Raw genomic sequence first — 25,716 nt, forward strand, 5'->3', positions numbered from 1 at the left:
CTCACCAAAAGTAGTGATGTTAATGGATAAGCCCACTGTAAGCACGCACGGATTGCCCGTTGCAGGAATTTTCAGGTCGCGCATTTCAATAAAAAGCACGCGGCCGTTTGTTGATCAGCACATTCACCATCGCCTTTGCCAACCATCACTCATGACGCAACCCGATAACTGAAACTGTCGCTGCCTGCCCGGGCGTTTCGTTGCAGCGTGCTGCTGTGCGCTGGAGCCCGAAAATAATGAAACGCATGCTATTCAATGCGACACAGGCGGAAGAACTCCGTGTCGCCATTGTCGATGGTCAGAAACTGATTGATCTCGACATTGAATCCGCCGCCAAGGAACAACGCAAAAGCAACATCTACAAGGGTGTAATTACCCGCATCGAACCGTCGCTCGAAGCCTGCTTCGTCGACTACGGTGCTGATCGCCACGGTTTTCTTCCCTTCAAGGAAGTCTCCCGCGCCTTCTTTCTGCCTGGCACAGAAGCCGGCCGCGCCCGAATCCAGGATGCGCTGAAGGAAGGCCAGGAGCTGATCGTCCAGGTCGACAAGGACGAACGTGGCAACAAGGGCGCCGCCCTGACCACCTACGTTTCGCTGGCCGGCCGCTATCTTGTACTAATGCCGAACAATCCGCGTGGCGGCGGCGTGTCCCGTCGCGTCGATGGTGACGAACGCGCTGAACTACGTGACGTCATGGACCAGCTCGAAGTGCCCAACGGCATGAGCCTGATCGCCCGTACTGCTGCTATTGGCCGCCAGGCCGAAGAACTGCAATGGGACTTGAACTACCTATTGCAACTGTGGACCGCCATCGACGGTGCCGCCCAGCAGCAAAGCGGCGCTTTCCTGATCTACCTTGAAGGCAGTCTGGTCATTCGCGCCATCCGCGACTACTTCCAGCCCGATATCGGCGAGATCCTCATCGACACCGACGAAGTATACGAGCAAGCCCGCGCCTTCATGGGTACCGTCATGCCGGGCAACGTCAATCGCGTCAAACGCTACCGTGATGACGTGCCACTGTTCTCGCGCTTCCAGATCGAACACCAGATCGAAACAGCCTTCGCTCGTCAGGTCAATCTGCCGTCCGGTGGAGCCATCGTCATTGACCACACAGAAGCACTGGTCGCTGTCGACGTAAACTCCGGTCGCTCGACCAAGGGGGCCGATATCGAAGAAACCGCACTCAAGACCAACCAGGAAGCGGCTGACGAACTGGCCCGCCAACTGCGCTTGCGCGACCTTGGCGGCCTGATCGTCATCGACTTCATCGACATGGAAAGCCAGAAGAACCAGCGCGATGTCGAAAACCGTCTGCGCGACGGCCTGCGTTTCGACCGCGCCCGCGTTCAGATGGGCAAGATCAGCCGCTTCGGCCTAATGGAACTCTCCCGTCAGCGCCTGCGTCCGGCCTTGGCAGAAACCAGCTACATCCCCTGCCCGCGCTGCACCGGGACAGGTCACATCCGCTCGACCGAATCGGCTGCGCTGCACATTCTGCGCATCCTCGAAGAGGAGTCGATGAAGGAAAACACTGGCGCCGTTCATGTTCAGGTTCCGGTTGATGTCGCCACTTTCCTGCTCAACGAAAAGCGCCCGGATATCCAAGCCATCGAGTTGCGCCACAAGGTCACCATCCTGCTCATCCCGAACATCCATCTCGAAACGCCGGCCCATACCATCACCCGCCTGCGCCACGACGACCTGAATCAGGATGACATCCGCGAGCCGTCCTACAGGATGGTCGACATGCCTCTTGAGGAAGCCATTAAACAGGCAACTCAGCAAGAGGTAGTCAAACCCCGACAGGAAGCGGCAATCAAGGGTATTTCGCCCGACCAGCCCGCGCCTAACCTCCCGGAGAAAACCGACACGCCGGTTGCGGCCCCAATCGAGCGGGAAGCAGGCATTTTCTCCAAGCTTTTTTCGTGGTTCCGCACTCCAGCAAAGCCTGTCGAAACAGTTGTCGCTCCCGAACCGGCGAAGAAGCCCCGCGAAGGTCGCGGTGATGGTCGTCGAGACCGCGATGGCCGCCGCGGCGGCCGTAACGGGAACAAGCGCGAAGAAGAACGTGGAGAGCGCGGCGAACGGAATAAGGATCGCGGCAACCGCAATGAGCGCAATGCAGAAAAGGCACCTTCAGACGAGTCGACCGCAGGCAACCCCGAACGTCAGGAACGCCGTCCGCGTGGTGAACGCAAGGGTCGTGGCGAGCGTCCGCAAGCAGAAGCCGTAGAGAACAAGTTAGCGCAACAGGCACCTGGAGCAGACCTGTCTGCATCCGTCGCCCCGCTGGTCGGCAATGAAGCACAAGAGGCCAATGGCAGTGAAGACCAAGGAAATCGTCGTCGGGGACGTCGTGGCGGTCGCGGTCGTGGTGAGCGTCGCCCCGAAGCAGAAACTGTGACACCCGTTGTTGAAACTGGCGAGGTAGTTACCCCTATTCGGGAAAATGTAGAACAAGCCAGCCAGGAGCCGGTGATCGTTGTCATCCCTGCAGCCGAAGCAGTCGCCGCGGTACAGGCAATCGCTCCGGCAATCGAGTCAACTCCGGCAATGATTGAGTCTGAAATTGCAGTTCCTGACTCTGTTATCGCACCTGCGCAAGCCGAACCGGAACCTGCATCGGTTCAGGCTTCAGTAATTGAAGCTGCGGCTGTCGAAGCCATTGCGGACAACACTCCGCAAATCGCCGAAACCGCCTCTGTCCAGTCAACCATTGTTGCTCCTGAACCGGTTGACCTTACTTCGGCTTTGGCTGAAAGCGGATTGGTTCTGGTTCAGACCACCGCTCCTGCTGTCGCCATTGCCGAAGCTGAGCCTCCGGTCAAACTGGGACGTCCGCGCAAACAACGGTCCGTCACCGAGCAAACCGAAAACGAGCCGCTCGTATTGGTTGAAACTGGCAAATAATACGTCAATGACGTAACGAAGAAGGGGCTCCCACGGGAGCCCCTTCTTGTTCTTGGCAACGGTTCAGGAATCTTCTAGTTTCTTTTTTATTTCCTCGACCAGACCCAGTGAAGCATCCTCGACCATGTCCAGGACGAGGTCAAAGCCATGGCCCAAGCCATAGTAAGGATCAGGCACTTCGTCATCGTCGAAATTCTGGGAGTAATCCATGAATAATCCGATGCGCTTCTGTTGCTCCGGTGTAGCCATGCGCATCAGGCTATCCAAATTGCTCTTGTCCATGGCCAGGATGAGATCGAAATAGTCGAGATCCTGCCGAGCAACCTTTCGAGCACGTAGCTGGGAAAGGTTGTAACCCCGTGCAGACGCAGCCCGCTGCGTCCGGGAGTCGGGAGCTTCGCCAACATGATAGCCGTGCGTTCCAGCAGAATCAACTTCAACTTTACTACCCAAATTATTGATTTTTATAAAATATCTAAAAACCACTTCAGCTGTCGGTGATCTGCAAATGTTGCCCATGCAGACAAGTAGCACGCGATAGCTCATATTGTCTCTCCGTCAGGGTCGTGTTGCGCCGCACCGAACACCCGCTCCCTGAGCCGGAAAAGTTCGTCGCGGGCTGCCGCCGCTTTTTCGAATTCCAGGTTTCTCGCGCACTCCAGCATCGATTTCTCGAGCCGCTTGATTTCCCTGGCCACCGTCTTTTCATCCATGGCCTCGTATACGGCCAACTGCTGAGCGGCCTTCTGTTCGTTTTGGGCCGATTCCGCATCATAAACCCCATCGATGATGTCCTTGATCTTCTTGGACACGCCGCGTGGGGTAATCCCGTGCTCCAGGTTGAAGCCGATTTGCTTCTCCCGCCGCCGCCCTGTTTCGGCAATGGCGTACTGCATTGACCGTGTAATCGTATCAGCATAGAGGATCGCTGTGCCATGGATATGGCGTGCAGCGCGGCCGATTGTCTGAATTAATGATCGCTCTGAACGCAAAAACCCTTCCTTGTCGGCATCGAGGATGGCAACCAGAGAAACCTCCGGAATATCCAGCCCTTCACGCAGCAGATTGATCCCGACGAGAACATCGAACTCACCCAGGCGCAGGTCGCGAATAATTTCGACCCGCTCGACAGTATCGATGTCGGAGTGCAGATAGCGAACCTTGATGCTGTTATCCGCAAGGAAATCCGTCAAGTCCTCGGACATGCGTTTGGTCAGCGTCGTGACCAGCACCCGTTCGCCTACCGCAACCCGTTTGCCAATCTCCTCCAGTAGATCGTCAACCTGCGTCGATGCCGGCCGAACGATTACCTCGGGATCTATCAAGCCAGTAGGCCGAGCCACCTGCTCAACTACCTGCCCAGCGTGCTGTTGCTCGTAATCGGCAGGCGTGGCCGAAACGAAGATGGTCTGGCGCATATGCGCCTCGAACTCATTGAACTGTAACGGACGGTTATCGAGCGCTGACGGGAGGCGGAAACCATAATCAACCAGATTTTCCTTGCGCGAGCGGTCACCCTTGTACATCCCGCCAACTTGCCCAATGCTGACATGCGACTCATCGATAAACATCAGCGCATCGGCCGGCAGATAATCAATCAGCGTCGGTGGCGACTCACCCGCCTTGCGCCCGGAAAAATGTCGCGAGTAATTCTCGATCCCCTTGCAGAAACCAATCTGATCAAGCATTTCCAGATCAAATCGGGTGCGCTGCTCGATGCGTTGTGCCTCTACCAACTTGTTGTTGCGGGAAAAAAAGTCGATGCGTTCGCGCAGTTCATCCTTGATCGCTTCAATGGCACGCAGAACAGTTCCACGCGGTGTCACGTAATGCGATGCAGGAAAAACCGTGAAGCGAAGCGCCTTGTGCAGCAGATGACCGGTTAAGGGGTCAAAAAACTGCAACGCTTCGACCTCGTCATCGAACAACGAAACGCGAATGGCGTGTTCGGCATGTTCCGCCGGGAAGATGTCGATAATGTCGCCGCGAACGCGAAAGGTGCCTCGATGGAAGTCCATCTCGTTACGCTCGTACTGCATGTCGGTCAGTCGCTTGACGATGGCACGCTGATCAAGCCTGTCGCCAACGCGCATGGTCAGGATCATGTTGTGGTATTCGTCGCGATCACCAATGCCGTAAATGCAGGAAACGGTGGCGACGATGACGACATCTCGCCGTTCGATCAGGCTCTTGGTAGCGGACAAGCGCATCTGTTCAATGTGCTCGTTGATTGAACTATCCTTTTCGATGAACAAGTCGCGTGATGGTACATAGGCTTCCGGCTGATAGTAGTCGTAGTAGGAGACGAAGTACTCAACTGCATTCTCGGGAAAAAACTCCTTGAACTCGGAATACAACTGGGCAGCCAGCGTCTTGTTCGGTGCCAGCACCAATGCTGGACGACCCGTGCGCGCGATGACGTTGGCCATCGTGTAAGTCTTGCCGGAACCCGTGACACCGAGCAAGGTCTGGAATGACAGCCCATCCTCCAGTCCCTCTACGAGCAGCCGGATTGCCTCCGGCTGGTCACCAGCAGGAGGGAAAGGTTGGTGCAATCGAAAGGGACTGCCATCAAAGCAGGCAACCGGAGTGATGTTGTTGGTTTCGCTCATGCTAAAATTCTTAGGTTTTTCGTCGCACGGCAAATCGGCTGCGCGAATATTGTTTGTATTATTTCACGGAGTTCCTATGTCCTCTTCGATCTTCGCTGCGGTGGAAATGGCCCCGCGCGATCCTATCCTCGGTCTGAATGAAGCCTACAATGCCGATGCGCGCACCACCAAGGTCAATCTCGGTGTTGGCGTGTATTTTGACGATAACGGCAAGATTCCGCTGCTAGCCGCTGTCAAGGCCGCCGAGGATACCCGCGTCAAAGCAGCCTTGCCGCGTGGTTATCAGCCGATCGAAGGCAATCCAGCCTATAACACCGCTGTACAGAACCTGCTGCTCGGCAAGGACTCAGCATTGATCGCCAACGGTCAGGTTATCACCGCTCAAGCCCTTGGTGGCACCGGTGCACTGAAAATCGGTGCCGACTATCTGAAGCGTCTGAACCCGGATGCCAAGGTTTATATCAGCGACCCTTCCTGGGAAAATCACCGCGCCCTGTTCGAATCAGCTGGTTTTGTGGTTGAAAATTACCCGTACTACGATGCGGCAACGCGTGGCGTCAATTTTGCCGGCATGAAAGCCTGCCTGAATGGCCTTGCTGCCGGCTCGATCATCCTGCTGCATGCCTGCTGCCACAACCCGACCGGCGCTGATCTGTCGGATGCGCAGTGGGCCGAAATCGTCGCCATCTGTCAGGATCGCGGCCTCGTTCCGTTCCTCGACATGGCCTACCAGGGCTTTGCCGACGGCATCGATGCCGACGCAGTGGCAGTCCGTGCATTCTCAGCCTCCGGCCTGCAATTCTTCGCCTCCAGCTCGTTCTCCAAGAACTTCTCGCTGTATGGCGAGCGCGTCGGTGCGCTGTCCATCGTCACCGCCGGCAAGGACGAATCTGCCCGTGTCATGTCGCAAGTCAAGCGCGTTATCCGTACCAACTACTCCAACCCGCCGACCCACGGTGGCGCACTGGTTGCTGGCGTGCTTGCCTCGGCAGAGCTGCGCCAGATGTGGGAAACTGAACTGGCTGGGATGCGTGACCGCATCCGCGCCATGCGTACCGGCCTGGTCGATGCCATCAAGGCCCAAGGCGTCGCGCAGGATTTCTCGTTCGTTGCCCAGCAGCGCGGCATGTTCTCCTACACCGGTCTGACCGTTGCCCAGGTTGATCGCATGCGTGAAGAGTTCGGTATCTACGCCGTATCAACAGGACGTATTTGTCTGGCTGCGCTGAATACCAAGAATCTGGATTACGTCGCCAAGGCAATTGCGGCAGTCACCAAGGCCTGACTGCTTAGGCAGCCAAACTCTAGAAGGGCGGAACTCCGGTTCCGCCTTTTTTATTTTCGGGTTGTCGCGCTCAGGTCAGGCAGCGTGCCAAAAACATGAACTGACGCATTTTGGCTGGATACTGATGTCTGCATGGTGACAGCCATATTGCCATCGACCTGCCCGTTACGTCCGGAAGTGAACTGACCAACCGCGGTCACCATGCCCGCATCCATCCTGACATCGCGACCGACAACCTGCTTCGGTGTGATGTTAACCGTCGACCGCAACCGGTCGAATTTGGTTGAGCCTGCACGCACCTCGGACACCCCACTACGCCGAACCGCCTCGCCAAGGTCTACGCCATGCAAAGTGCCGCGGGTGATTTCCGTGCTCAACACTGCCTCAACATTGCCCCACAGACCATCCCAGTCACGTGCATTGGAACGCAGACGTATCGTCCCGCTCATATCACCGTCGACTTTCAGGGAAGGCGCAAAAGCGCCGCTAACCTTGCGGCTATCGAGCCGGCTCAAGGTGCCATCGCCCGCCATTGACAAGCCGTTGCTCCAGTCTAGAAGCCAGTTTCCTCGCAGAATGCCACCCAGGAAAGTTGTATCGATGTTCTGAATCAGCAACTTGTTCTGCTGCAATAGCCCTTTGGCTTGCAGAGATGCGAATGAAACCGCTGTTCCCGCCGGCGTCCAGGCCCGCCCTTCGATGCTCAGGGCCAGTCCCTGCTCCCCTGGTTGGGCATAGACGAGCATGCTGCGGTCGACTGTCTCAAACGTAGCTTTTTCAAGGGCTCCATCAGGGCGAAATGCAAGCTCGCCAAAAAGATCGCTGAAAACAAGGCTGTCACCCAACCCCAGTTGCAAATGGTCGATGACCAATTTTTTAATGATCATCCCCTGACTGCCAGCCACTTCCCCCATGAACATTGGGAATGCCAGGAGATGGTTGGCAGGCAATGTGGCCCCCGAGACTTCAACTTTTGCCACGTGATATGGTGGGCTGCCCAGTAGTGAAAGAGGCGATGAAATTCGGATTTCGGCAATCCTTCCTCCCGCCGATTCACCGATATTTACCCCCGTCAGTTTTAGCGAAGGACTAGGGAAAAGCGCTATGCCAACCTGGTCAATTTTTACCGTGGCATTGAGCATCCGCATCGCTGACGCCTCGATAGCCGGCTTGAACTGCTCATAGGGATAAAAAACAACCGTAGCGAGCAGAAGTGAGAGGATCGCTACAACCGTCAAAAGCGCCTTGCGACCTGCTGACATGCCTTGCCGGTACGGACGAAATTCCGGATCGCGGCTTTCAGCAACAACAGGCTGAACAACCTCACTTTCAGGCTGGGTTGGTGAAGGAAGAATGGGCTTGCCGAATGAGGAAAAATTGCTCGCCGCGCTCTCGCCCCTCTTCGACTCAGGGCCTAGTGACTTGGGCCCAAAAGTCGAGAACTGCGACATCGGAGGAATCGGCGATATCTGTTCCTGCGCGGCCTCCTGTCTAGCCGCCTTTTTGCTTTCTTCCCATACCGACACAGCAGCAATTGTCGGCGCGATATAGCCGCCCTCTTCAAGTTCACGCAATGCTGATTGAACCAGCCGGGGATTTCCGATTTTTGCGGTCAACTCCTCAACGCTCATTTTTCCGTCGACCTGCACCAAAACCATACGCAGATTGCGCTGGACAACGCGTGTGCTCTGGCGAACCGCCTCATCGCCAATCGGCGTTTTTGCATAAACCAAATTGGAATCCATAAACCTGATTATTCTTCTTAAAAAACGACAAGATGCTTGACAGCAGAGGATTCTACTCCTATAATGCGCCTCTCTGTTCCTCGATAGCTCAGTTGGTAGAGCGCCGGACTGTTAATCCGTAGGTCCCTGGTTCGAGCCCAGGTCGGGGAGCCAGAAAAACACATCAGAAAGCCCAGCCAAATTGGTTGGGCTTTTTGTTTTGTTGTGTCATTTTCAAGCTCTCCGAGTGTTTATTGCCATATCGCGCAATGTTGAAGCGGAGATCATAGCATCATCCTCATGGCATCTCCGAAGCGAGCGGTTTCCTGACCACTCCGGAGAGCTGAAACCGGTAGCCAGACCGATCAATTTCTCGCGGCAAGAAACTTTCTGGATTTTTGATGTCTCTACTTGTTCGAGGACAGTCACCCATCGATAATTGCCGTCCTGACAGTAGCTCTACTCCTTGTAGGCCATCATGAATCATCCGCCATGCAAAATGAAACACTTCGGCAGGAAGTAACACCTGTCGGCCTTGCCGACTTCACGCCACGCATCGACCCCACTGCAATGGGGTATCAGGAAGGCACCCTGCTCGATAAATACGGGCGGCGTATTTCCTACGTTCGCCTGTCCATTACCGACCGCTGCGATTTCCGGTGTACGTATTGCATGGCCGAGGAAATGACATTTCTGCCACGCCATTCGGTGATGAGTCTTGAAGAGTGTTTGCGCGTTGCTTCGGTGTTCGTCGGCCTGGGCGTCACCAAGCTGCGGATCACCGGTGGTGAGCCGCTCGTGCGCAAGGATGCCATGTGGTTGATCGAACGCCTTGGCGCCCTGCCCGGTCTGGAAAATCTGGTGCTGACCACCAACGGCTCGCAACTTGACCGCTTTGCCACTCCCTTGCGAGCAGCGGGCGTCAAGCGCATCAACATCAGTCTCGACACCTTGAATCCGGAACGCTTCAGGAAGATCACCCGAATCGGCGATCTGTCCAAGGTTCTGCGCGGCATCGAGGCGGCCCGACAAGCTGGATTTCGGCGCACCAAGCTGAATGTCGTGATGATGCGCGGCACCAACGACGATGAGTTTGTCGATCTGGTCAGCTTCGCCATCAAAAATGAACTGGATATTTCCTTTATCGAGGAAATGCCGCTGGGCGAGATACACGGGCGAAGCAACACCTACATTTCGTCCGAGGAAACCCGGGAAAATCTGTCGCACCATTTTGAGCTGACTCCTTCCTCCGAGGACTCTGGAGGGCCGGCGCGCTATTGGCGCATTCCCGGTAGCGAATCACGTATCGGTTTCATTTCTCCGCACAGCCACAACTTCTGCGACAGCTGCAACCGTGTCCGGATTACCGCCAAGGGCGAGCTTTATCCTTGTCTCGGCCAGAACGACGCAGCCAATCTGCTGCCGACATTACGTTCCGGAAACGATGATGCTGCCTTGCGCCAGGCCATCATCGACAGCATGGGCATCAAGCCCTACGGGCACGACTTTACCCAGCAGATGGATGCACCGCAGGTCGTCCGCTTCATGTCGATGACCGGCGGCTGATTTCAATTTTGGCCGTTTTTTTCCGGTTGACCGTGGAATTTACGGGTAAACCTTGCAGAAACCGATGGCGCTAATCGGTGTCGTAAATTGGCCTAGTAGCGTAAAGAAAAGCGACAACAAAAGCAAAAAGGCGACCCAACGGGCCGCCTTTTTGTGCTGTCCGACCCAAGTACGACAGGGTTGGCAGAAACTCATGCTACATCCTTACAGACCGCGCACCGCACGCTTGCGCTCAATTTCGGTCAGGTAACGCTTGCGCAGACGAATCGACTTCGGCGTCAGTTCGACCAGTTCGTCTTCTTCGATGAACTCGACGGCTGCTTCCAGGCTGAGCTGGACGGCCGGCACCAGACGAACGGCTTCGTCGGTACCAGAAGCGCGAACGTTGGTCAGTTGCTTGCCCTTGATCGGATTGACCACGAGGTCGTTTTCACGGCTGTGAATGCCGATGATCATGCCTTCATATAGCTTGTCGCCCGGCACCACGAACATGCGGCCGCGATCCTGCAGCTTCCACAGCGCGTAGGCGACGGCTTCGCCGTTGTCCTGGGAGATCAGAACGCCGTTGCGACGTTCCGCAACCGTACCGTCCTTGACCGGGGCGTATTCGTCGAAGACGTGGCTCATCAGGCCGTTGCCGCGGGTCAGGTTCATGAATTCGCCCTGGAAACCGATCAGGCCACGGGCCGGGATGCGGTATTCGATACGGACGCGACCGCGACCATCCGGCACCATGTCCTGCAGGTCGCCACGGCGCATGCCGAGGCTTTCCATGACGCCACCCTGGGTGTCTTCTTCGACGTCAACCGTCAGCAGCTCATACGGCTCGCACTCGACACCGTTGATGGTCTTCTTGACGACACGAGGGCGACCAACAGCCAGTTCATAACCTTCGCGACGCATGTTCTCGAGCAGGATGCCGAGGTGCAGTTCGCCACGGCCAGCCACGTCGAACACATCGCCGTTACCGGTATCATGGACACGCAGCGCCATGTTGGTCAGCAGTTCTTTATGCAGACGATCACGGATCTGGCGGCTGGTGACGAACTTGCCTTCAGTACCGGCCAGCGGGCTGGTATTGACCATGAATTGCATGGACAGAGTCGGCTCGTCAATCTTGAGCAGCGGCAGCGATTCCGGCTGTTCCGGATCGGTGACGGTACAGCCCAGAACCAGATCTTCAATACCGGTGATCTGGACGATGTCGCCAGCGTGGCCTTCTTCGAGCTCGATCTTGTTCAGGCCCTTGTAGCCGAAAACCTGGCCAATCTTGGCCTTGATCGGGGTGCGCTCGTGTTCGGCCGCTTCTTCTTCCGTACCGAACATGACCAGCACGTTCTGACCGGTCTTGACCTTGCCGCGATTGATCTTGCCAACGCCGATACGACCGACGTAGGACGAGTAATCAAGGGCAGTAATCTGCAGTTGCAGGGGCGCTTCGGTGTCGGTATCCGGAGCCGGCACGTGACGCAGAATCGTGTCGAACAGCGGAATCATGTTTTCGCGGGGCTGATCCAGCTCCATGGCCGCCCAGCCGTTGAGGCCGGAAGCGTAAACGATCGGAAAATCGAGTTGTTCGTCGGTAGCGCCGAGCTTATCGAACAGGTCGAAGGTCAGATTGACGGCCTGATCAGGATCGGCGCCATCGCGGTCAACCTTGTTGACCAGCACGATCGGACGCAGGCCAAGGGCCAGTGCCTTCTTGGTGACGAAACGGGTCTGCGGCATCGGGCCTTCAGCGGCATCGACCAGCAGGACCACGCCATCGACCATACCCAGCACGCGCTCGACTTCACCACCGAAGTCCGCGTGACCCGGGGTGTCGACGATGTTGATGTGAACGCCTTCGTACTCGACCGCAGTGTTCTTGGAAAGAATCGTGATGCCACGCTCTTTTTCCAAGTCGTTGGAGTCCATGACGCACTCGACCAGTTGCTGGTGAGCGGCGAAGGTGCCGGACTGGCGGAGCAGCTGGTCAACCAGGGTGGTTTTACCGTGGTCAACGTGCGCGATGATGGCGATGTTGCGGATCGGACGAGCGGACATGGGAAGGCCTGAAAAATCAAAGGCGTGATTCTATCACCGATGGTGCGCCGCAACATCCCCAGCCGAGTTTTTATCCTTCTTTATTGCGCATAAAGTCGGCTGTATTGAAGAAATTGGTCAGCAACACCTTGCGTACGTCCTCGCTCAGACCGACATCTTCCATCGCCAGCACCATGCAGGCCACCCACTGATCGCGCTCTTTTGTGCCGATGGCGAAGGGCATGTGGCGCGCGCGCAGCTTTGGATGGCCGAAATTCTCGACAAACAGATCCGGGCCGCCGAACCAGCCGGAAAGGAACATGAAGAGTTTGTCCCGGGAACCGGAAAGATCGGCCGGATGCATGGCCCGCAGTTCTGCAAAATGGGAAACGGTGTCCATCAATTCGTAGAACCGTGCAGTCAGCTTGGCAACAGTGGCTTCGCCACCGATTTTTTCATAGGTCGTGGGCGTAGTGGCCTGGTCGGTCATCAATCAACTCGCAGTAGTTCGTAAGAAAGCTGGCAAGTGTAACGGAGGCCAGGACAATTGCCGAGAGCCGAGCTCAGGACGAGATGCCTGCGCTTTCGGCATGCAGAATGCCGCCTCGTCCATATTCAGACTTGCTGCGGTACATCGCCTTATCGACCGAGGCGATGACGGACTCCAGATCGCTGCCATGTTCCGGGTAGTTGCCAACGCCAATCGAAACGTTGAAATCGATATTGTTCTGCCTTGCCCAGTCGTTGATTTGCTGGCGCACGCGCTGAGCGACGATTTCACCGCCCTCCTGCGTGGTGCGTGGCAGGACGAGCAGGAACTCATCACCTCCATAGCGCGCTACCAGATCGATATCGCGAACGTTGTCAAGAATACGTTCGGCCACGGCAACCAGTACTTTATCGCCGACATGGTGCCCGTGCGTATCGTTTACGCTCTTGAAACCATCCAGATCAGCAAACAGAACGACAATCCTGCCGCCATGCGCCGCAGGGGACTGGAAAAGCTGGGAAGCTCGTTCGATCAATGCTCGCCGGTTCAGCATGCCGGTCAGCGCATCGACATTTCTCTCATGCGAGAGCTTCTGGCGAGCCCGTTCGATCTTGGCTGTCAGCGAATAGGAGTAGAGAACGACAATGGCAAAGAACACTAGGAAAAAGATGGCGCTGACCGAGAAAATGGCGAGGTAATCGGGCAAGCGCAGCCAGACAATGAGGATCGAAGCCCCCAGGCTGCCGATGACAGCTTCGCCAAAAAGCCTGAGACCGTAACGCATGCCATTGCCAAGGATGACCATCAGGAAAACAAGGAAACCAGGTGAGCTCAGCGTCGAATCGGCCAACGCGGCGAACGAAGCAGCAGCAATGTCGACCCACATGGTCAGTCGCTGGCGCCACGGAGCGTGCGGCACACGCGTTGCATGCCACATGAAAAACAGGATCTCCATGCCATAAATCGTCATCACGACATTGACGACGGGCAGGCTTGCCCATGAACGAACCTGAGCTTCGCCACCAAAGTTGAAATACATCAGCGCCAGGATGCAGAACAGCAAGCGCGTCCAGTATTGCGCCCGCTGATCCTCCCATGACAGGCGATGCGGAGCTCCGTCGAGCAGATGAAGATCAAGGCGCTGGGCGAAACCTGGCCGCCGATCGGTCATCCGTCGACCGTGGCAACCGCCCCTCTCGTGGTCTCGTCCTCTGTACATGTCTGCTCCGGCCATCCTGTCTTGATGCCGCACAAGCTGTCGAGACCCCTCGTTCTTGTGACAAAAGGAACGGGCTAAAGGCCTTTCGAAGCTACGGAAAATGCGGCTTTTTTTAGAGTATCACCACTTCCCGCAGCCCCGTCAAACCCACAATGAATACTATTTTTTCCTGGGGCCTTGTTGCCGCTGCACGCTGGAGCGCGGCGCCGGCCCGGTCCGCCGAATATTCCCGGTGGATACAGCCGGCACACCGCCCGTACCAGCCGGCTGCCAGGCTGGAATCAACTGTTTTTTGCCATTGCCGATCAGATCGGCCCGCCCCATTTCCTTGAGCGCTTCTCGCAACAGCGGCCAGTTGGCCGGGTCGTGGTAGCGCAGGAAGGCTTTGTGCAACTTGCGCTGGCGGCCGTTGCGCACGGTCCCAACCTGTTCGCTGCTACGCGTCACCTTGCGCAACGGGTTGCGCTCACTGTGATACATCGTTGTTGCCATGGCCATCGGCGTCGGGATGAAGGTCTGCACCTGATCAAGGCGGAAATTGTTCTTTTTCAGCCACAACGCCAGGTTGAGCATGTCCTCGTCCTCAGTCCCCGGGTGAGCGGCAATGAAATACGGGATCAGGTACTGCTCCTTGCCCGCCTCGCGGGAGAAACGGTCGAACAGCTGCTTGAAGCGGTCGTAGGAGCCGATGCCCGGTTTCATCATTTTGGAGAGCGGCCGTTCCTCGGTGTGTTCCGGCGCAATCTTCAGGTAGCCGCCAACGTGGTGGGTGACCAGTTCCTTGATGTATTCGGGTGAGCGTACTGCCAGGTCATAGCGCAGGCCAGAGCCGATCAGCACTTTCTTGACGCCCTTCAGCGAACGCGCCTTGCGATACAGCGAAATGAGCTTGCTGTGATCGGTATTCATGTTCTCGCAGATATCCGGATAGACGCAGGACAGTCGGCGGCAGGCTGACTCGATCTTCGGGTCCTTGCAGGTCAGGTGGAACATGTTGGCGGTCGGCCCGCCGAGGTCGGAGACAATGCCAGTGAAGCCCGGCGTCTTGTCGCGCATTTCTTCGATTTCGCGGATCACCGAGTCTTCGGAACGGCTCTGGATAATGCGCCCTTCGTGCTCGGTGATCGAGCAGAAGGTGCAGCCGCCAAAACAGCCGCGCATGATATTGACCGAGAAACGGATCATTTCCCAGGCCGGAATCTTGGCTTCGCCGTAACTCGGGTGCGGCCGACGGGCGTAGGGTAACTCGTACACCTGATCGAGCTCTTCCGTCGTTAGCGGAGTCGGTGGCGGATTCAGCCAGACATCGCGTTCGCCATGGGCCTGAACCAGCGCCCGGGCATTGCCGGGATTGGATTCGAGGTGGAAGGTGCGCGAGGCGTGGGCGTAGAGCACCGGATCGTCCTTGACCTGCTCATAGGACGGCAGCCGAACGACGGTATGGGCGCGCCTATCCTGGCGTGCCGCCAGCCGTTCGGTGCGCGAAACGATGCGGATCGGCTGGGCGTTCGTTGGTGCCCCCTCTTCCACGGTCGACCGGGAATTTTGGCCATTTTTGGAATCGCCCTCCATGGCGTAAGGGTCGATGTGCTTGATCAGCGGGCCCGGCGTGTCGACCGAGGTCGAATCCATGACATCCCAGTCATCAGACGGCAACCAGCCTGACGGGGCCATGAAGGCCGTGCCGCGCAGATCGCGGATTTCGCTGATCTTCTCGCCCTTGGCTACACGGTGCGCCAGTTCGACGATGGCCCGCTCGGCATTGCCGAAGAACAACATGTCGGCCTTGGAGTCCGGCAGCACCGAGCGGCGAACCTTGTCCGACCAGTAATCGAAATGCGCGATGCGCCGCAGGCTGGCCTCGATTGAGCCGACAATGACGTTGCAGCCGGGGAAAGCCTCGCGGCAACGCTGGGCATAGACGGTCACCGCCCGGTCCGGCCGCTTGTTCGGCTCGCCGTTCGGCGTGTAAGCGTCGTCAGAGCGGATCTTGCGGTCAGCCGTATAGCGATTGACCATCGAATCCATATTGCCGGCCGTGACGCCGAAGAAAAGATTCGGTTTTCCCAGTTTTTTGAAGTCGACCGCAGAATTCCAGTCCGGCTGGCAAAGAATGCCAACGCGAAAGCCCTGCGCCTCGAGCAGACGCCCGATCAAGGCCATGCCGAAGCTCGGATGGTCGATGTAGGCGTCGCCGGTGACGAGGATGATGTCGCACGAATCCCAGCCCAAAGTATCCATCTCGGCGCGCGACATAGGCAAGAAGGGGGCGGGCCCGAAACGATGTGCCCAGAATTTGCGATAACCGAAGAGCGGGCGGGTGTTTTGCTGATTTGAATCCATGCAATATTTTACCTGAGAGCGCCGGGGGCCATGGCATACTTGCCCTTTGTCCAAGAGCCCTCCCCCTACGCGATGATGAATCTTCCCACCCGCGAACAGGCCGGTGTCCTGATCGTTTCCGTCAGCGGACGAATAGACCACACAACGAGCGAAGAGTTCACAAAAGCACTCGATCCCCTGCTTGATCAATGCGTCCAGGGGCGCCCATCCGTCCTCCTCGACTTCTCCGGGGTGGACTACATCAGCAGTGCCGGCTTGCGCGTGCTGATGATGGCCTCGCGTCGCTCCAAGGCACAAAAAGGCGTGTTCGCCATTGCCGCCCTGCAGCCCATGGTTCAGGAAGTATTCGCCATCAGCCGTTTCAACCTGATTGTGCCGTGCTACGTGAGCGTCGACAGCGCCTGCAAGGTTCTCGGCTCATGAATCAAGTTGTTTTCTGGGGAACCCGCGGTTCGCTGCCGGTTTCGCTGTCGCATCGCGATGTCCGGGAAAAAATCGTCGCCGCCCTGACCGCCGCCAACGGCAAAAACTTCAAGACCCGCACGGCCCTCGACGAATTCGTCGACAAGCTGCCCTTTTCCGTGGCCGGCACCTTTGGAGGCAATTCATCGTGCGTCGAGATCGTTGGCGACAGCAACGATCATTTCATCTGCGACATGGGCAGCGGCGCCCGGCCGCTCGGTCAGGCAAAGATTGCCCGCTTCGGCGTCCCCAATCCGCAGACCTACCACATCTTCATTTCCCATTTGCATTGGGATCACCTCATGGGCTTCCCGTATTTCGCGCCCATGTACATCCCGGGCAACCGCATTGTTGTCCACGGTTGCCATGCGAATCTTGAGCAGGCCGTCCGCCTGCAGATGCAGTCGCCCAACTTCCCCGTCGATTACGCGATGGCCGGCGCCAAGATCGAATTCGACGTCATGAAGCCCGATGAGACGCGTTATATCTCGGGCATAAACGTGACGCCCAAGCGCCAGATGCATGCCGGCGACTCCTACGGCTATCGCTTTGAAAGTCTGGATCGCACGGTCGTCTATTCGACCGACTCCGAACACAAGCTGGAAAACCCTGACGAACACGCCGAGTTCACTCATTTTTTCCGCAAGGCCGACCTGGTCATTTTCGATGCCATGTATTCGCTGGCCGAGGCCGTATCGGTCAAGGCCGACTGGGGCCATTCGAGCAACATCGTCGGCGTTGAGCTCTGTCAGGCGGCCGCCGTCAAGCGGCTGGTCCTGTTTCACCACGAGCCGGTCCATGACGACAAGCAGCTTTCCCGTCTGGTCGCCGAAACGCGGCGGCTCGAGCTGATCACCCGGGGCAGCCGGGCGCCGCTCGAGATCATTTCCGCCTACGACGGCCTGACTATCGACCTGTGAAGCACCCGGCCGGACTGCTCCTCGCGGCGATCCAGGCCGGACGTGGCCGGGCCTTTCCCCTGCTGTTGCTGATTATTGGCGCCTTGGTGCTGAACGGCATCGACCGTACGCCACTGCTCAACGTTCGCGACGCCCTGTTCGATCAGTATCAGCGACAGATGCCACGGGCCCGCACCAGCGAGCCGGTCATCGTTGTCGGCATCGACAGCCAGAGTCTGGTGAAATATGGCCAGTGGCCGTGGTCGCGCGACCTGGTCGCCCAACTGGTAAACAAAATCCAAACCGGCAAGCCGCTGGCGCTGGGCATCGATATCGTTTTTGCCGAGCGCGACCGCTATAGCCCCGAGGTCCTGTCGGCACGAATGCCCGACCTGCCTCCGGAAATCCTGGCTACGCTGCCCGATCCGGACCGCGAACTCGCCCGCGCCTTGAGCGGCCATCCAACCGCCCTCGCCGTCGTCGGCCTGAGCAAGGCACTGCCCGGTTCGACACAACCAGCCCGACCGCTACCGGAATTCAATCCGGGCACCAGCCTCGACCGCCATCTTCCTCAATACGCCGGGGCGCTGACCAGTCGTCCCTTGATCGAAAAATCGGCGGCCGGCGAAGGCCTGATCAATGCCAGCCCGGCTCAATTGCAGGCGAACTCCGAGCGCGGTGTACTGCGCCGCGTGCCAACGATAGCCACAATCAACCAGTTGCCCTTTCTTTCGCTACCGCTTGAAATGGTCCGTCTGGCCCTCGGTGGCGGCGCCGTCGTACCCGAAAGTGGAGGCCGCGGCATGACGGCAATCCGCATCGGCGACTATCGACTGCCGACACAGCCTAACGGTGAAGTCCTGCTCCATTTCGGTCGCGCCAACGCCAACTACTATCTATCAGCCGCCGATGTGCTGGCCGGCGTGCATCCCCGGGAAATATTCGACGACCGCTTCGTCATCGTCGGTTTCAACAGTACCGGGCTGCAGGACCGGATCATCACGCCGCTTGGCGAAAGCCTGCCCGGCATCGACATCCATGCCCAGGTCATCGAAAGTCTGCTCAGTGGCACAGCCCTGCAACGTCCGGACTGGATGACACACCTCGAAACCACCACGCTGCTGCTGTGTGGCCTGCTCCTCATCGTGACAATTCCTGTACTCCGGCCGCGCTACGCCGTGCTCAGTTTCACCGTCTGTAGCCTGCTGCTGGTTGCCGGTGGCTATCTGGCCTTTTTCACTGGCCGCTGGTTGTTCGATAGCGTTAGCCAGATACTGCTGCTCGCGCCGGTATTCATCCTGCTCCTGGGCAATACGCTGGTTGCTGCTGACAGCCGGCGGCGAGAAGCAGAATCGCAACTGCAGCGCAGCCGCGAAGAGGCAGCCAGGGTGGCCGGTGAAATCGATGCCGCCCGACGCATCCAGATGGGGCTGTTGCCGGACCCGGCGACAATTTTCGCTGGAGAGCGGCGATTTTCCATTGCCGCCATCCTCGAACCCGCCCAGGCCGTCGGCGGCGACTATTACGACTGTTTCATGCTCGACGACCAACGGCTCTGCGTGGCAATCGGCGATGTTTCCGGCAAGGGCGTGCCGGCCAGCCTGTTCATGGCAATCTCGAAGACACTGACCGGTACGCTGACGCGTCGCCAGGCCGATCTTGGGCTGGCCGTCCGCGAACTTGAATTCGAGCTGAGTCGCGAGAATGCAGAATTCCTCTTCGTCACGGCCTTCATCGCCGTGCTGGATGTCGCCTCGGGTCGCATGGAATACGTTTGCGCCGGCCACGATGCGCCCATCCTGCAACGCGCCGACCAACTGTCGCGGATCGATACGGAAACTGCCGGGCCGCCGCTTTGTGCCATCGGTGACTACCCTTACGTGGCCGCAGAACTGCAGTTGCAGCCAGGTGACCGGATCTGCCTGTTTACCGATGGTGTCACCGAAGCCGGCAGCAGTGCCGGCATGTTTGGCATCGGGCGTTTGCAATCGGTGATTCAGGACCACGCCCGGGCCGAGCTGCAAATCGCCACTACTGCAGTACGTGATGCCGTGCGCACCTTCGAGGCAGGTCATCCAGCAGCGGATGACCTGACCTTGTTATTGCTGCAGTGGCACGGCCAGGCAGCTTGGGCAGCTAGCGAACGCTGATTTCGACCCGCCGGTTTTTCGGCTCGTCGACTTCGTCTTCGGTCGGTACCAGCGGATCGCGCTCACCGCGACCGACGGCTGACAGCTTGTCGGCAGGCACACCCGATTCGATCAGCTGGTCACGCAGGCTTTCGGCCCGGGTTTTCGACAAACGGTCATTGCCATCGACACTGCCAACGCGGTCGGTATGGCCGATGACCATGACTTCGGAGGCCGGGCGTTCGGCGATTTCCTTGCGGATAGTTGCCAGCGCCGCCTGCGACTCCGGCGTCAGGACATTGCCGCCAGCTTCGAAATAGAGGACATAGCTGCTAGGCCGTGGCGGTTGCGCAGCCAAGGCTTGGGCGAAGCGCTCCTTGACCTCTTCCGGTGACGATTGATAAGCCTTGTTGGCATCCAGACTTCGCTTGGTCGCCGCGTAGGGTTTGTCGAGAACTATCTCGCCACTGGTGTCACGGATTACAACGGCGCTGGCCCGGCCATCGGCCGACGGAAGCAGGACGACGCGCTCGCTGGCGCAGCCGGCCAAGCTCAGCAGCGCCACCAATATGAGAGAAACAGTCGGCTTATTCATCGCGGCCACCTTCGACTTCAATAACGAACTCGGTGCCGCGCACGCCGAGAACCGAGGTAGGCGTATGGAAATCAACCGATTCCGGCGTCCGCTTGGCGATCTTGCCCGAGGCAACGGACAGCGTTCCCTTGCGGATGCGGATCGACATGATGCCGTCCTGCGTCGCGTTGTCGAAGGCGAACTTGTCGATGACAATCAGCGAATTCGGGCCAGCCGACAACAGGGTGTTGTCGCGCAGCGTGACGCCGACCGAACCATCGGCGCCGGTGCGCACGCGATCGGCGACTTCGATCAGGGTGCCGACGGTAGCCGGCAGTTTCTTGCCGTCGCGTTCGACACTGACCTGACCCTTGGCGACCTTGACCATGCCGGCCGGGTCGGCAGCAAAGGCGGGCGAACCGGACAACAGGGCGAGCAGCGCACAAAGCGCAGCCCAATGTGCTTTAATCATGGCGAAAACCTTGATGATTCAATGACAGCATATTTTACGGACATTTCCGTCAGCGCGCGCTATGACGAGCTTCCCGGGCTGATGGCCAGCGTGGCTGAACGGGCGGCTGGGCTGGGCGCTACCGCCGACGATACCCTGCGCCTGCAACTGGTTGTCGAAGAGCTGTTCACCAACACGATCACCCACGGCCACCACGGAGACAGCGAGCACAAGGTTAGCCTCGCTATGGGCCGCAACGACGGCATCCTGACCCTGCGCTACGAAGACGATGCGCCGCCTTTCGACAATTCCGAATTTGGGCAAAATTTCCGGTTGACCGTGGAAGTCGGCGGCCAGGGCCTTGGTTTGATCCACGGCATGGGCAAAGCCATCCGCTACCAGCGGCTGGGGCAGCGCAACATCACCGAAATCGAGTTTTAGGCGCCGTTGCGCAAGGCCAGCAAGGGCGGCGTGGCGATCAACTGGCGCACCGCCAGCCAGCCGATGAGCACCGCCAGCAAGCCACCGCCGACAGTCGATAGCACCGGCAACCAGAGGCCGAATGACAGATCCAGTTGAAACGCCTGCTGGCCGACAATGCGCCCGAGCAGCATGGCGCCGATGGCCGCCATCAACCCAGCCACGCTGCCGATGACGCCCAATTCAACGAGCATGGCTTGGCGCAGTTGCGCCCGTTGGGCGCCGAGCGAGCGCATCACGGCCAGTTCGTAGCGCCGTTCGTCGAAGCTGGTGAGCAAGGCCGAATAGAGAACGATGCCGCCGGCCAGCAAGGCAAACACGAAAACGAACTGGACGGCGCCGGCCACCTGGCCGATGACACCCTGCAACTGGCGCAGGATGGCGCCGACATCGATCATCGTCAGCCCGGGGAAACGCCGGACCAATTCGGACGCGGCATCGGCCCGTTCGGCCGGCAGATGGAAACTGGTGATGTAGCTGGCTGGTGCGTCTTCAATGACGCCGGGCGGCGTCAGAACGAAGAAATTGACGCGCATCGAATCCCAGGAAAGTTTGCGCAGGCTGCTCGTCTTCACGCGTTTTTCCACGCCGGCGGCCATGAATACCAGCTCGTCACCGAGCTGTATGCCCAGCGTCTTGGCCAACCCCTCTTCAACCGAGGCCAGGCCCTGCCCGGCTTCATCCGGCGCGAACCAGCGGCCGGCGGTAACCCGGTTGCCAGCAGGCAGATCGCTGCGCCATGACAGGTTGAATTCCCGTTCGATCAGGCGCTGGGCGCGTTCGTCTTCGGGAAAGCTGGCCGGGCTGACTTCCTTGCCGCCAATCCGGATCAGGCGGGCGCGAATCATCGGCAGCAGTTCGGCCTCGATGCCGCTGGCGCGCAGCATGTCGGCTACGGGCTGGCGCTGGTCGGGCTGGATATTGATGACGAAACGGTTGGGGGCATCTGCCGGCACCGATTGTTGCCAGGCATCGAGCAATTCGGCGCGAATCACGGTCAGCAGCAGCATCGCCATCAAGCCGATTGCCAGGGCGACGATTTGCACCGCACTCGACGACGCATGGCGGGTCAGGCTGGCCAGCCCCTGGCGCCAGCCGAAACCGGCGCCGCCACGCAGGCGGGCGATGGCGGCAATGATCAACCGGGCGATGACCCAGAAGCTGCCGAGGGCAACGACAAAGCCGCCGACGGCATAGGCGCCGAGCCGGATATCGCCAGCCACCCAGATGATCAGGCCGGCCAGCAGGACCAGCCCAAGGGCGTAGCCGCCGAGCGACGACGCCTGTGGCGGACCGAGTTCGCGACGCATGACGCGCAGGGTCGGCACGCTGGCCAGTTGCATGAGCGGCGGGAAAGCGAATCCGAAGAGCAAGACGCCGGCCACGCCCAGCCCGCCAAGCAGCGGCAACCAGCCGGGGGCCGGAAGGTCGAGCACGAGCAAGGCCGAGAGCCAGTGAATCAGCACGAAATGCGCCGCATAGCCGACAATGCTGCCGACAACAGCGGCCAGCAAGGCCAGCCAGAGAAACAGCCAGCCATGCAGGCGAAGCAATCCACCCTGTGTCATGCCCAGGCAGCGCATGACGGCGCAGGCGTCGAGATGGCGCTGCATGTAACGCCGTGCAGCCATGGCCGTGGCGACGGCCGCCAGCACCACGGTCAACACCGTCGACAGGCCCAAAAATCGCTCGGCCCTGTCCAGCGCGCCACGAATTTCCGGCCGTGCGTTACGCGTGTCTTCGAGCCGTTCGCCACGCTCAAGACGTTGCGTAAGCCAGCCTTGGTAACCGGCCACAGCCTTGGCCTCGCCAGCCGCCAGCAGGCTGTAGCGGATGCGCGCGCCGGGCTGGATCAGGCCAGTAGCCGGCAGGTCGTCGGCATGCATCATGAGCCGCGGCGCCAGACTGAAGAAATTGACGCCCCGATCCGGCTCGCGGGTCAGAATCGCGGCCACTTGCAGCTTTTGCGCGCCGACCGTCACCGATCCGCCCGGGACGACCTGAAGCGCCGCCGAGAGCCGTTCGTCCAGCCAAACAGATCCAACGGCCGGACCTCCTTCGGCGGGAGCACCCTCCTCGCCTGCCCGCTGGCTGGTTTCAACCCGGCCGCGCAGCGGATATCCCGGGCTGACCGCCTTGATATCGGCCAGTTGCGCCTGTTCGGGGCCGATGACCATGCTCGGAAAAACCCGCGTTTCGGCCAGATTGAGGCCACGTCGGCGGGCTTCGGCAGCATAGGCTTCAGGCAAGGCGTGATCGGCGATGAGAATCAGGTCGCCGCCCATCATCTGCTGCGCCTCGCGCTCCAGCGCCAGACGGACCCGGTCGGCAAAGAAGCCGACGGCGGTGACCGCAGCAACGGCAATGGCCAGCGCCGCGAAGAGCAGGCGCAGTTCGCCGGAGCGCAACTCGCGGCCGAGCGTGCGCCAGGCGTGGGCGGCGATCATGGACGTACAGACCAGCGGGTACGGAACTCCGGGGCCGGCACGGCTTTCCCGTGCAAATGGCCTTGCAGTTGTTCACAGCCGAGTCCGGCCAGAAACTCGGACTGCCCGACCGTCTCAACACCTTCGGCAACCACTTCGAAATCAAGGCTGCGCGCTAATTCCATGATCGTCCTGATGATCGCCTCGTCGCCCGAGTTCTTGCCAATGCCGTCGATGAAGGATTTATCAATTTTCAATTGCTGAACCGGCAACAATTTCAGATAACTGAGCGACGAATAGCCGGTCCCAAAATCGTCGAGCGACAGGCTGATGCCGAGGTCACGCAGACGGGCGAGCAAGTCAAAGGCATCGCCAACGGCCATGACCACCGACTCGGTCAGTTCGAGTTTGAGGCTGGTAGCGTCCATGCCGGTTTCGTCGAGAATTTGACCGAGAACGTCGATGAACTCGGGACGTTCCAGTTGTTTGGCGGACAGATTGACCGAAACCTGCGGCAAGTCGAATCCGCTCTTGCGCCATTGCATGACCTGCCGGCAGGTTTCGCGCAGCACCCAGTTGCCAAGCCCGACGATCAGCCCCGAATCTTCGGCCAGAGGAATGAAGCGCATCGGCATGACCAGGCCGAGCTCGGGGCTGTTCCAGCGAACCAGGGCTTCGGCGCCGACCAGCCGGCCGCTTTTTGTTTCAACCTGGGGTTGCAGATGCACCGACAGTTCGCCGTTGTCGAGCGCCCGCCGCAACAGGTTTTCCATGCGGATCCGTTCCTGCGCATCTCGCGTCATTTCCGGTGTATAAAAATGAAAATTGCCACGCCCTAGTGCCTTGGCCCGATACATCGCCGTGTCGGCATTGCGCAGCAGATCAAGCACGCTGTCGCCATCTCCTGGTGAAAGGCAGATACCGACCGAAGCCGTCAGGAACAGCTCATGGTCTTCCAGTTTGAAAGGGAATTCGAAGGCGCCGATGATTTCGCGGGCGAGTATTTCAACCTCGTCTTCGTTGCGCACGCCCTCCATCAGGCAGATGAATTCATCGCCGCCAAGGCGGGCCAGCATGTCGATCAGGCGGACATGCTCGGACAGCCGTGCCGCGACCGAGACCAGCAATTCGTCACCAACGCCGTGGCCGAGCGAATCATTGACCTGCTTGAACTGGTCGAGATCGATGAAGAGTACGGCCAGCCTCTCGCTGCGCCGGGCCGATTCGCGCAGGCTTTCCTCCAGCCGCTCGATGAAGCTGCGCCGGTTGGACAGCCCCGTCAACGGATCGTGGTAAGCCAGATAGTTGAGTTTGCTCTGCGCCTGCCGCCGCTCGACGATCTCGCCTTCGAGCTGGGTGTTGGTTCGCTTGAGTTCGTCGGTGCGGGCCGCAACCTGAATTTCGAGCGTGTCGCGGGCGGCTGCAATACGCCCCTCCTGATCCTCTAGGATACCCTGGGCGCGGCGGACGACGAGAAACTGCATGAGGTAGAGCGCTGCAAAAACCAGCGCCACGCCGCCGGTAACCAGCCACATGTTGCGATGCAATTGGCTGACGAACGGCGAGACGTTCTGGTACAGCTCGAAAACCCCCTCGACCGAATGGTCCTTGCCGCGGATGGGGATATGGCTCGACAGGACATCGACCTCGGACAGCGTCCCGTCGAGGCTGTTCATGCTGTCGCGGTGCGAAAGCTCGCTGGCAATTGTGCCGCTGATTGCAGCCCGGAAACCGGGGTTGTCGAGGCGACTCTCGCCGATTTGCCCGGTATCGGTCGAAAACACCGTGCTGCCGATGCGGTTGTAAATCTTGACCCGAACGACCGAGGTATCGCGCATCAATTCAAGGACGCTGGCGTGGAGCCGGCGAGCCTCTTCGGATTGCGTGAGAGATTCGACGTCGCGGCCGACCGAGTCACTCATCAGCGCATCCAGCGAATCGCGTAGCGAATTCTGGAACACCTGCGCCATGGCGACATTGCGTCCCTCCGCCAGATCCTGCATTTGCTGCAGCGAGAGCTTCTGGTAGAGGGGGCCGAGCAAACCGGCCGCCAGCACGATGAGGATGAAGCTGACCGTCGAGAAGTAACGCGAAAGATTGAACATATGGCCCGAAA

General features: G+C 59.0%; 18 protein-coding genes and 1 tRNA gene. 8 read left to right on the forward strand and 11 right to left on the reverse strand.

Annotated elements, in window-relative coordinates:
- Positions 1–236 precede the first annotated feature (236 nt).
- Complete coding sequence (locus WBK19_RS05230; RefSeq protein ID WP_511287607.1) at positions 237–2,915, forward strand: Rne/Rng family ribonuclease; 2,679 nt, start codon at positions 237–239, stop codon at positions 2,913–2,915.
- 63 nt (positions 2,916–2,978) lie between these two features.
- Here WBK19_RS05230 and WBK19_RS05235 read toward each other — a convergent pair whose 3' ends face one another.
- Together WBK19_RS05235 and uvrB are read right to left on the reverse strand one after the other, a co-directional pair.
- Positions 2,979–3,461 carry a low molecular weight protein-tyrosine-phosphatase gene (locus tag WBK19_RS05235; RefSeq protein ID WP_511287609.1) on the reverse strand — a complete coding sequence of 161 codons (483 nt, stop codon included), beginning with the start codon at positions 3,459–3,461 and terminating at the stop codon, positions 2,979–2,981.
- The gene (uvrB, locus tag WBK19_RS05240) at positions 3,458–5,527 is read right to left on the reverse strand and encodes an excinuclease ABC subunit UvrB (RefSeq protein ID WP_511287611.1); all 2,070 of its coding nucleotides are present in this window, start codon (positions 5,525–5,527) and stop codon (positions 3,458–3,460) included. Before uvrB ends, WBK19_RS05235 begins: the two co-directional genes overlap by 4 nt.
- 76 nt (positions 5,528–5,603) lie before the next feature.
- Between uvrB and WBK19_RS05245 the strand changes: the two genes are divergently transcribed.
- Positions 5,604–6,812: an amino acid aminotransferase gene (locus WBK19_RS05245; protein WP_511287613.1), complete on the forward strand. Its 1,209-nt coding sequence runs from the start codon at positions 5,604–5,606 to the stop codon at positions 6,810–6,812.
- 50 nt (positions 6,813–6,862) lie between these two features.
- Here WBK19_RS05245 and WBK19_RS05250 read toward each other — a convergent pair whose 3' ends face one another.
- Positions 6,863–8,557: a hypothetical protein gene (locus tag WBK19_RS05250; RefSeq protein WP_511287615.1), complete on the reverse strand. Its 1,695-nt coding sequence runs from the start codon at positions 8,555–8,557 to the stop codon at positions 6,863–6,865.
- A 77-nt stretch (positions 8,558–8,634) separates the two neighbouring features.
- On the opposite strand from WBK19_RS05250, the gene WBK19_RS05255 reads away from it, so the two are divergent.
- Positions 8,635–8,710: transfer RNA gene (locus tag WBK19_RS05255), tRNA-Asn, on the forward strand.
- Between the two features lie 318 nt (positions 8,711–9,028).
- Complete coding sequence (moaA, locus tag WBK19_RS05260; RefSeq protein ID WP_511287617.1) at positions 9,029–10,102, forward strand: GTP 3',8-cyclase MoaA; 1,074 nt, start codon at positions 9,029–9,031, stop codon at positions 10,100–10,102.
- Positions 10,103–10,306: 204 nt separating this feature from the next.
- On the opposite strand, the gene typA is transcribed toward moaA, so the two are convergent.
- The 4 genes from typA to WBK19_RS05280 all read right to left on the reverse strand — a co-directional run bounded on the left by typA (position 10,307) and on the right by WBK19_RS05280 (position 16,179).
- Positions 10,307–12,148 (reverse strand): translational GTPase TypA, encoded by a 1,842-nt coding sequence (gene typA / locus WBK19_RS05265; protein WP_511287619.1) that lies wholly within the window; start codon positions 12,146–12,148, stop codon positions 10,307–10,309.
- Positions 12,149–12,218: 70 nt separating this feature from the next.
- Complete coding sequence (locus WBK19_RS05270) at positions 12,219–12,617, reverse strand: group II truncated hemoglobin (RefSeq protein ID WP_511287621.1); 399 nt, start codon at positions 12,615–12,617, stop codon at positions 12,219–12,221.
- Between the two features lie 73 nt (positions 12,618–12,690).
- Positions 12,691–13,836, reverse strand: coding sequence for a GGDEF domain-containing protein (locus WBK19_RS05275; RefSeq protein ID WP_511287623.1), 1,146 nt, complete (start codon positions 13,834–13,836; stop codon positions 12,691–12,693).
- A gap of 159 nt (positions 13,837–13,995) precedes the next feature.
- On the reverse strand, positions 13,996–16,179 hold the full coding sequence (locus WBK19_RS05280) for a YgiQ family radical SAM protein (protein ID WP_511287625.1): 2,184 nt from the start codon (positions 16,177–16,179) through the stop codon (positions 13,996–13,998).
- Positions 16,180–16,251: 72 nt separating this feature from the next.
- Between WBK19_RS05280 and WBK19_RS05285 the strand changes: the two genes are divergently transcribed.
- From WBK19_RS05285 to WBK19_RS05295, 3 genes are read left to right on the forward strand one after another with little or no spacing between them, the layout of a single operon-like run.
- On the forward strand, positions 16,252–16,602 hold the full coding sequence (locus WBK19_RS05285) for an STAS domain-containing protein (RefSeq protein WP_511287627.1): 351 nt from the start codon (positions 16,252–16,254) through the stop codon (positions 16,600–16,602).
- A complete protein-coding gene (locus tag WBK19_RS05290) occupies positions 16,599–17,561 on the forward strand; it encodes an MBL fold metallo-hydrolase (protein ID WP_511287629.1) in 963 nt (320 codons plus the stop codon). Before WBK19_RS05285 ends, WBK19_RS05290 begins: the two co-directional genes overlap by 4 nt.
- Positions 17,558–19,690 (forward strand): CHASE2 domain-containing protein, encoded by a 2,133-nt coding sequence (locus WBK19_RS05295; protein WP_511287631.1) that lies wholly within the window; start codon positions 17,558–17,560, stop codon positions 19,688–19,690. The genes WBK19_RS05290 and WBK19_RS05295 overlap by 4 nt, the downstream gene beginning before the upstream one ends.
- On the opposite strand, the gene WBK19_RS05300 is transcribed toward WBK19_RS05295, so the two are convergent.
- Both WBK19_RS05300 and WBK19_RS05305 read right to left on the reverse strand, forming a co-directional pair.
- The gene (locus WBK19_RS05300) at positions 19,677–20,264 is read right to left on the reverse strand and encodes an OmpA family protein (RefSeq protein WP_511287633.1); all 588 of its coding nucleotides are present in this window, start codon (positions 20,262–20,264) and stop codon (positions 19,677–19,679) included. The two genes, WBK19_RS05295 and WBK19_RS05300, sit on opposite strands and share 14 nt — an antisense overlap.
- Complete coding sequence (locus WBK19_RS05305) at positions 20,257–20,715, reverse strand: FecR family protein (RefSeq protein WP_511287635.1); 459 nt, start codon at positions 20,713–20,715, stop codon at positions 20,257–20,259. Before WBK19_RS05305 ends, WBK19_RS05300 begins: the two co-directional genes overlap by 8 nt.
- Positions 20,716–20,736: 21 nt before the next feature.
- Between WBK19_RS05305 and WBK19_RS05310 the strand changes: the two genes are divergently transcribed.
- Positions 20,737–21,135 carry an ATP-binding protein gene (locus WBK19_RS05310; RefSeq protein ID WP_511287637.1) on the forward strand — a complete coding sequence of 133 codons (399 nt, stop codon included), beginning with the start codon at positions 20,737–20,739 and terminating at the stop codon, positions 21,133–21,135.
- Here the strand turns inward: WBK19_RS05310 and WBK19_RS05315 are convergent.
- The gene (locus tag WBK19_RS05315; protein WP_511287639.1) at positions 21,132–23,621 is read right to left on the reverse strand and encodes an ABC transporter permease; all 2,490 of its coding nucleotides are present in this window, start codon (positions 23,619–23,621) and stop codon (positions 21,132–21,134) included. The genes WBK19_RS05310 and WBK19_RS05315 overlap by 4 nt on opposite strands.
- Positions 23,618–25,705: a putative bifunctional diguanylate cyclase/phosphodiesterase gene (locus tag WBK19_RS05320; protein ID WP_511287641.1), complete on the reverse strand. Its 2,088-nt coding sequence runs from the start codon at positions 25,703–25,705 to the stop codon at positions 23,618–23,620. The genes WBK19_RS05315 and WBK19_RS05320 overlap by 4 nt, the downstream gene beginning before the upstream one ends.
- Between the last annotated feature and the right edge of the window lie 11 nt (positions 25,706–25,716).

The organism is Azonexus sp. (assembly GCF_049652925.1).
Lineage (GTDB): Bacteria > Pseudomonadota > Gammaproteobacteria > Burkholderiales > Rhodocyclaceae > Azonexus.

What these genes read in the sequence shown, in the direction of transcription:
- WBK19_RS05310 (WP_511287637.1), top strand. Translation starts at nt 20,737, where the DNA reads ATGACAGCATATTTTACGGACATTTCCGTCAGCGCGCGCTATGACGAG.
- WBK19_RS05250 (WP_511287615.1), bottom strand. Translation starts at nt 8,557, where the DNA reads ATGGATTCCAATTTGGTTTATGCAAAAACGCCGATTGGCGATGAGGCG.
- uvrB (WP_511287611.1), bottom strand. Translation starts at nt 5,527, where the DNA reads ATGAGCGAAACCAACAACATCACTCCGGTTGCCTGCTTTGATGGCAGT.
- WBK19_RS05285 (WP_511287627.1), top strand. Translation starts at nt 16,252, where the DNA reads ATGATGAATCTTCCCACCCGCGAACAGGCCGGTGTCCTGATCGTTTCC.
- WBK19_RS05245 (WP_511287613.1), top strand. Translation starts at nt 5,604, where the DNA reads ATGTCCTCTTCGATCTTCGCTGCGGTGGAAATGGCCCCGCGCGATCCT.
- WBK19_RS05315 (WP_511287639.1), bottom strand. Translation starts at nt 23,621, where the DNA reads ATGATCGCCGCCCACGCCTGGCGCACGCTCGGCCGCGAGTTGCGCTCC.
- WBK19_RS05290 (WP_511287629.1), top strand. Translation starts at nt 16,599, where the DNA reads ATGAATCAAGTTGTTTTCTGGGGAACCCGCGGTTCGCTGCCGGTTTCG.
- typA (WP_511287619.1), bottom strand. Translation starts at nt 12,148, where the DNA reads ATGTCCGCTCGTCCGATCCGCAACATCGCCATCATCGCGCACGTTGAC.
- WBK19_RS05275 (WP_511287623.1), bottom strand. Translation starts at nt 13,836, where the DNA reads ATGTACAGAGGACGAGACCACGAGAGGGGCGGTTGCCACGGTCGACGG.
- WBK19_RS05280 (WP_511287625.1), bottom strand. Translation starts at nt 16,179, where the DNA reads ATGGATTCAAATCAGCAAAACACCCGCCCGCTCTTCGGTTATCGCAAA.
- moaA (WP_511287617.1), top strand. Translation starts at nt 9,029, where the DNA reads ATGCAAAATGAAACACTTCGGCAGGAAGTAACACCTGTCGGCCTTGCC.
- WBK19_RS05305 (WP_511287635.1), bottom strand. Translation starts at nt 20,715, where the DNA reads ATGATTAAAGCACATTGGGCTGCGCTTTGTGCGCTGCTCGCCCTGTTG.
- WBK19_RS05270 (WP_511287621.1), bottom strand. Translation starts at nt 12,617, where the DNA reads ATGACCGACCAGGCCACTACGCCCACGACCTATGAAAAAATCGGTGGC.
- WBK19_RS05300 (WP_511287633.1), bottom strand. Translation starts at nt 20,264, where the DNA reads ATGAATAAGCCGACTGTTTCTCTCATATTGGTGGCGCTGCTGAGCTTG.
- WBK19_RS05230 (WP_511287607.1), top strand. Translation starts at nt 237, where the DNA reads ATGAAACGCATGCTATTCAATGCGACACAGGCGGAAGAACTCCGTGTC.
- WBK19_RS05320 (WP_511287641.1), bottom strand. Translation starts at nt 25,705, where the DNA reads ATGTTCAATCTTTCGCGTTACTTCTCGACGGTCAGCTTCATCCTCATC.
- WBK19_RS05235 (WP_511287609.1), bottom strand. Translation starts at nt 3,461, where the DNA reads ATGAGCTATCGCGTGCTACTTGTCTGCATGGGCAACATTTGCAGATCA.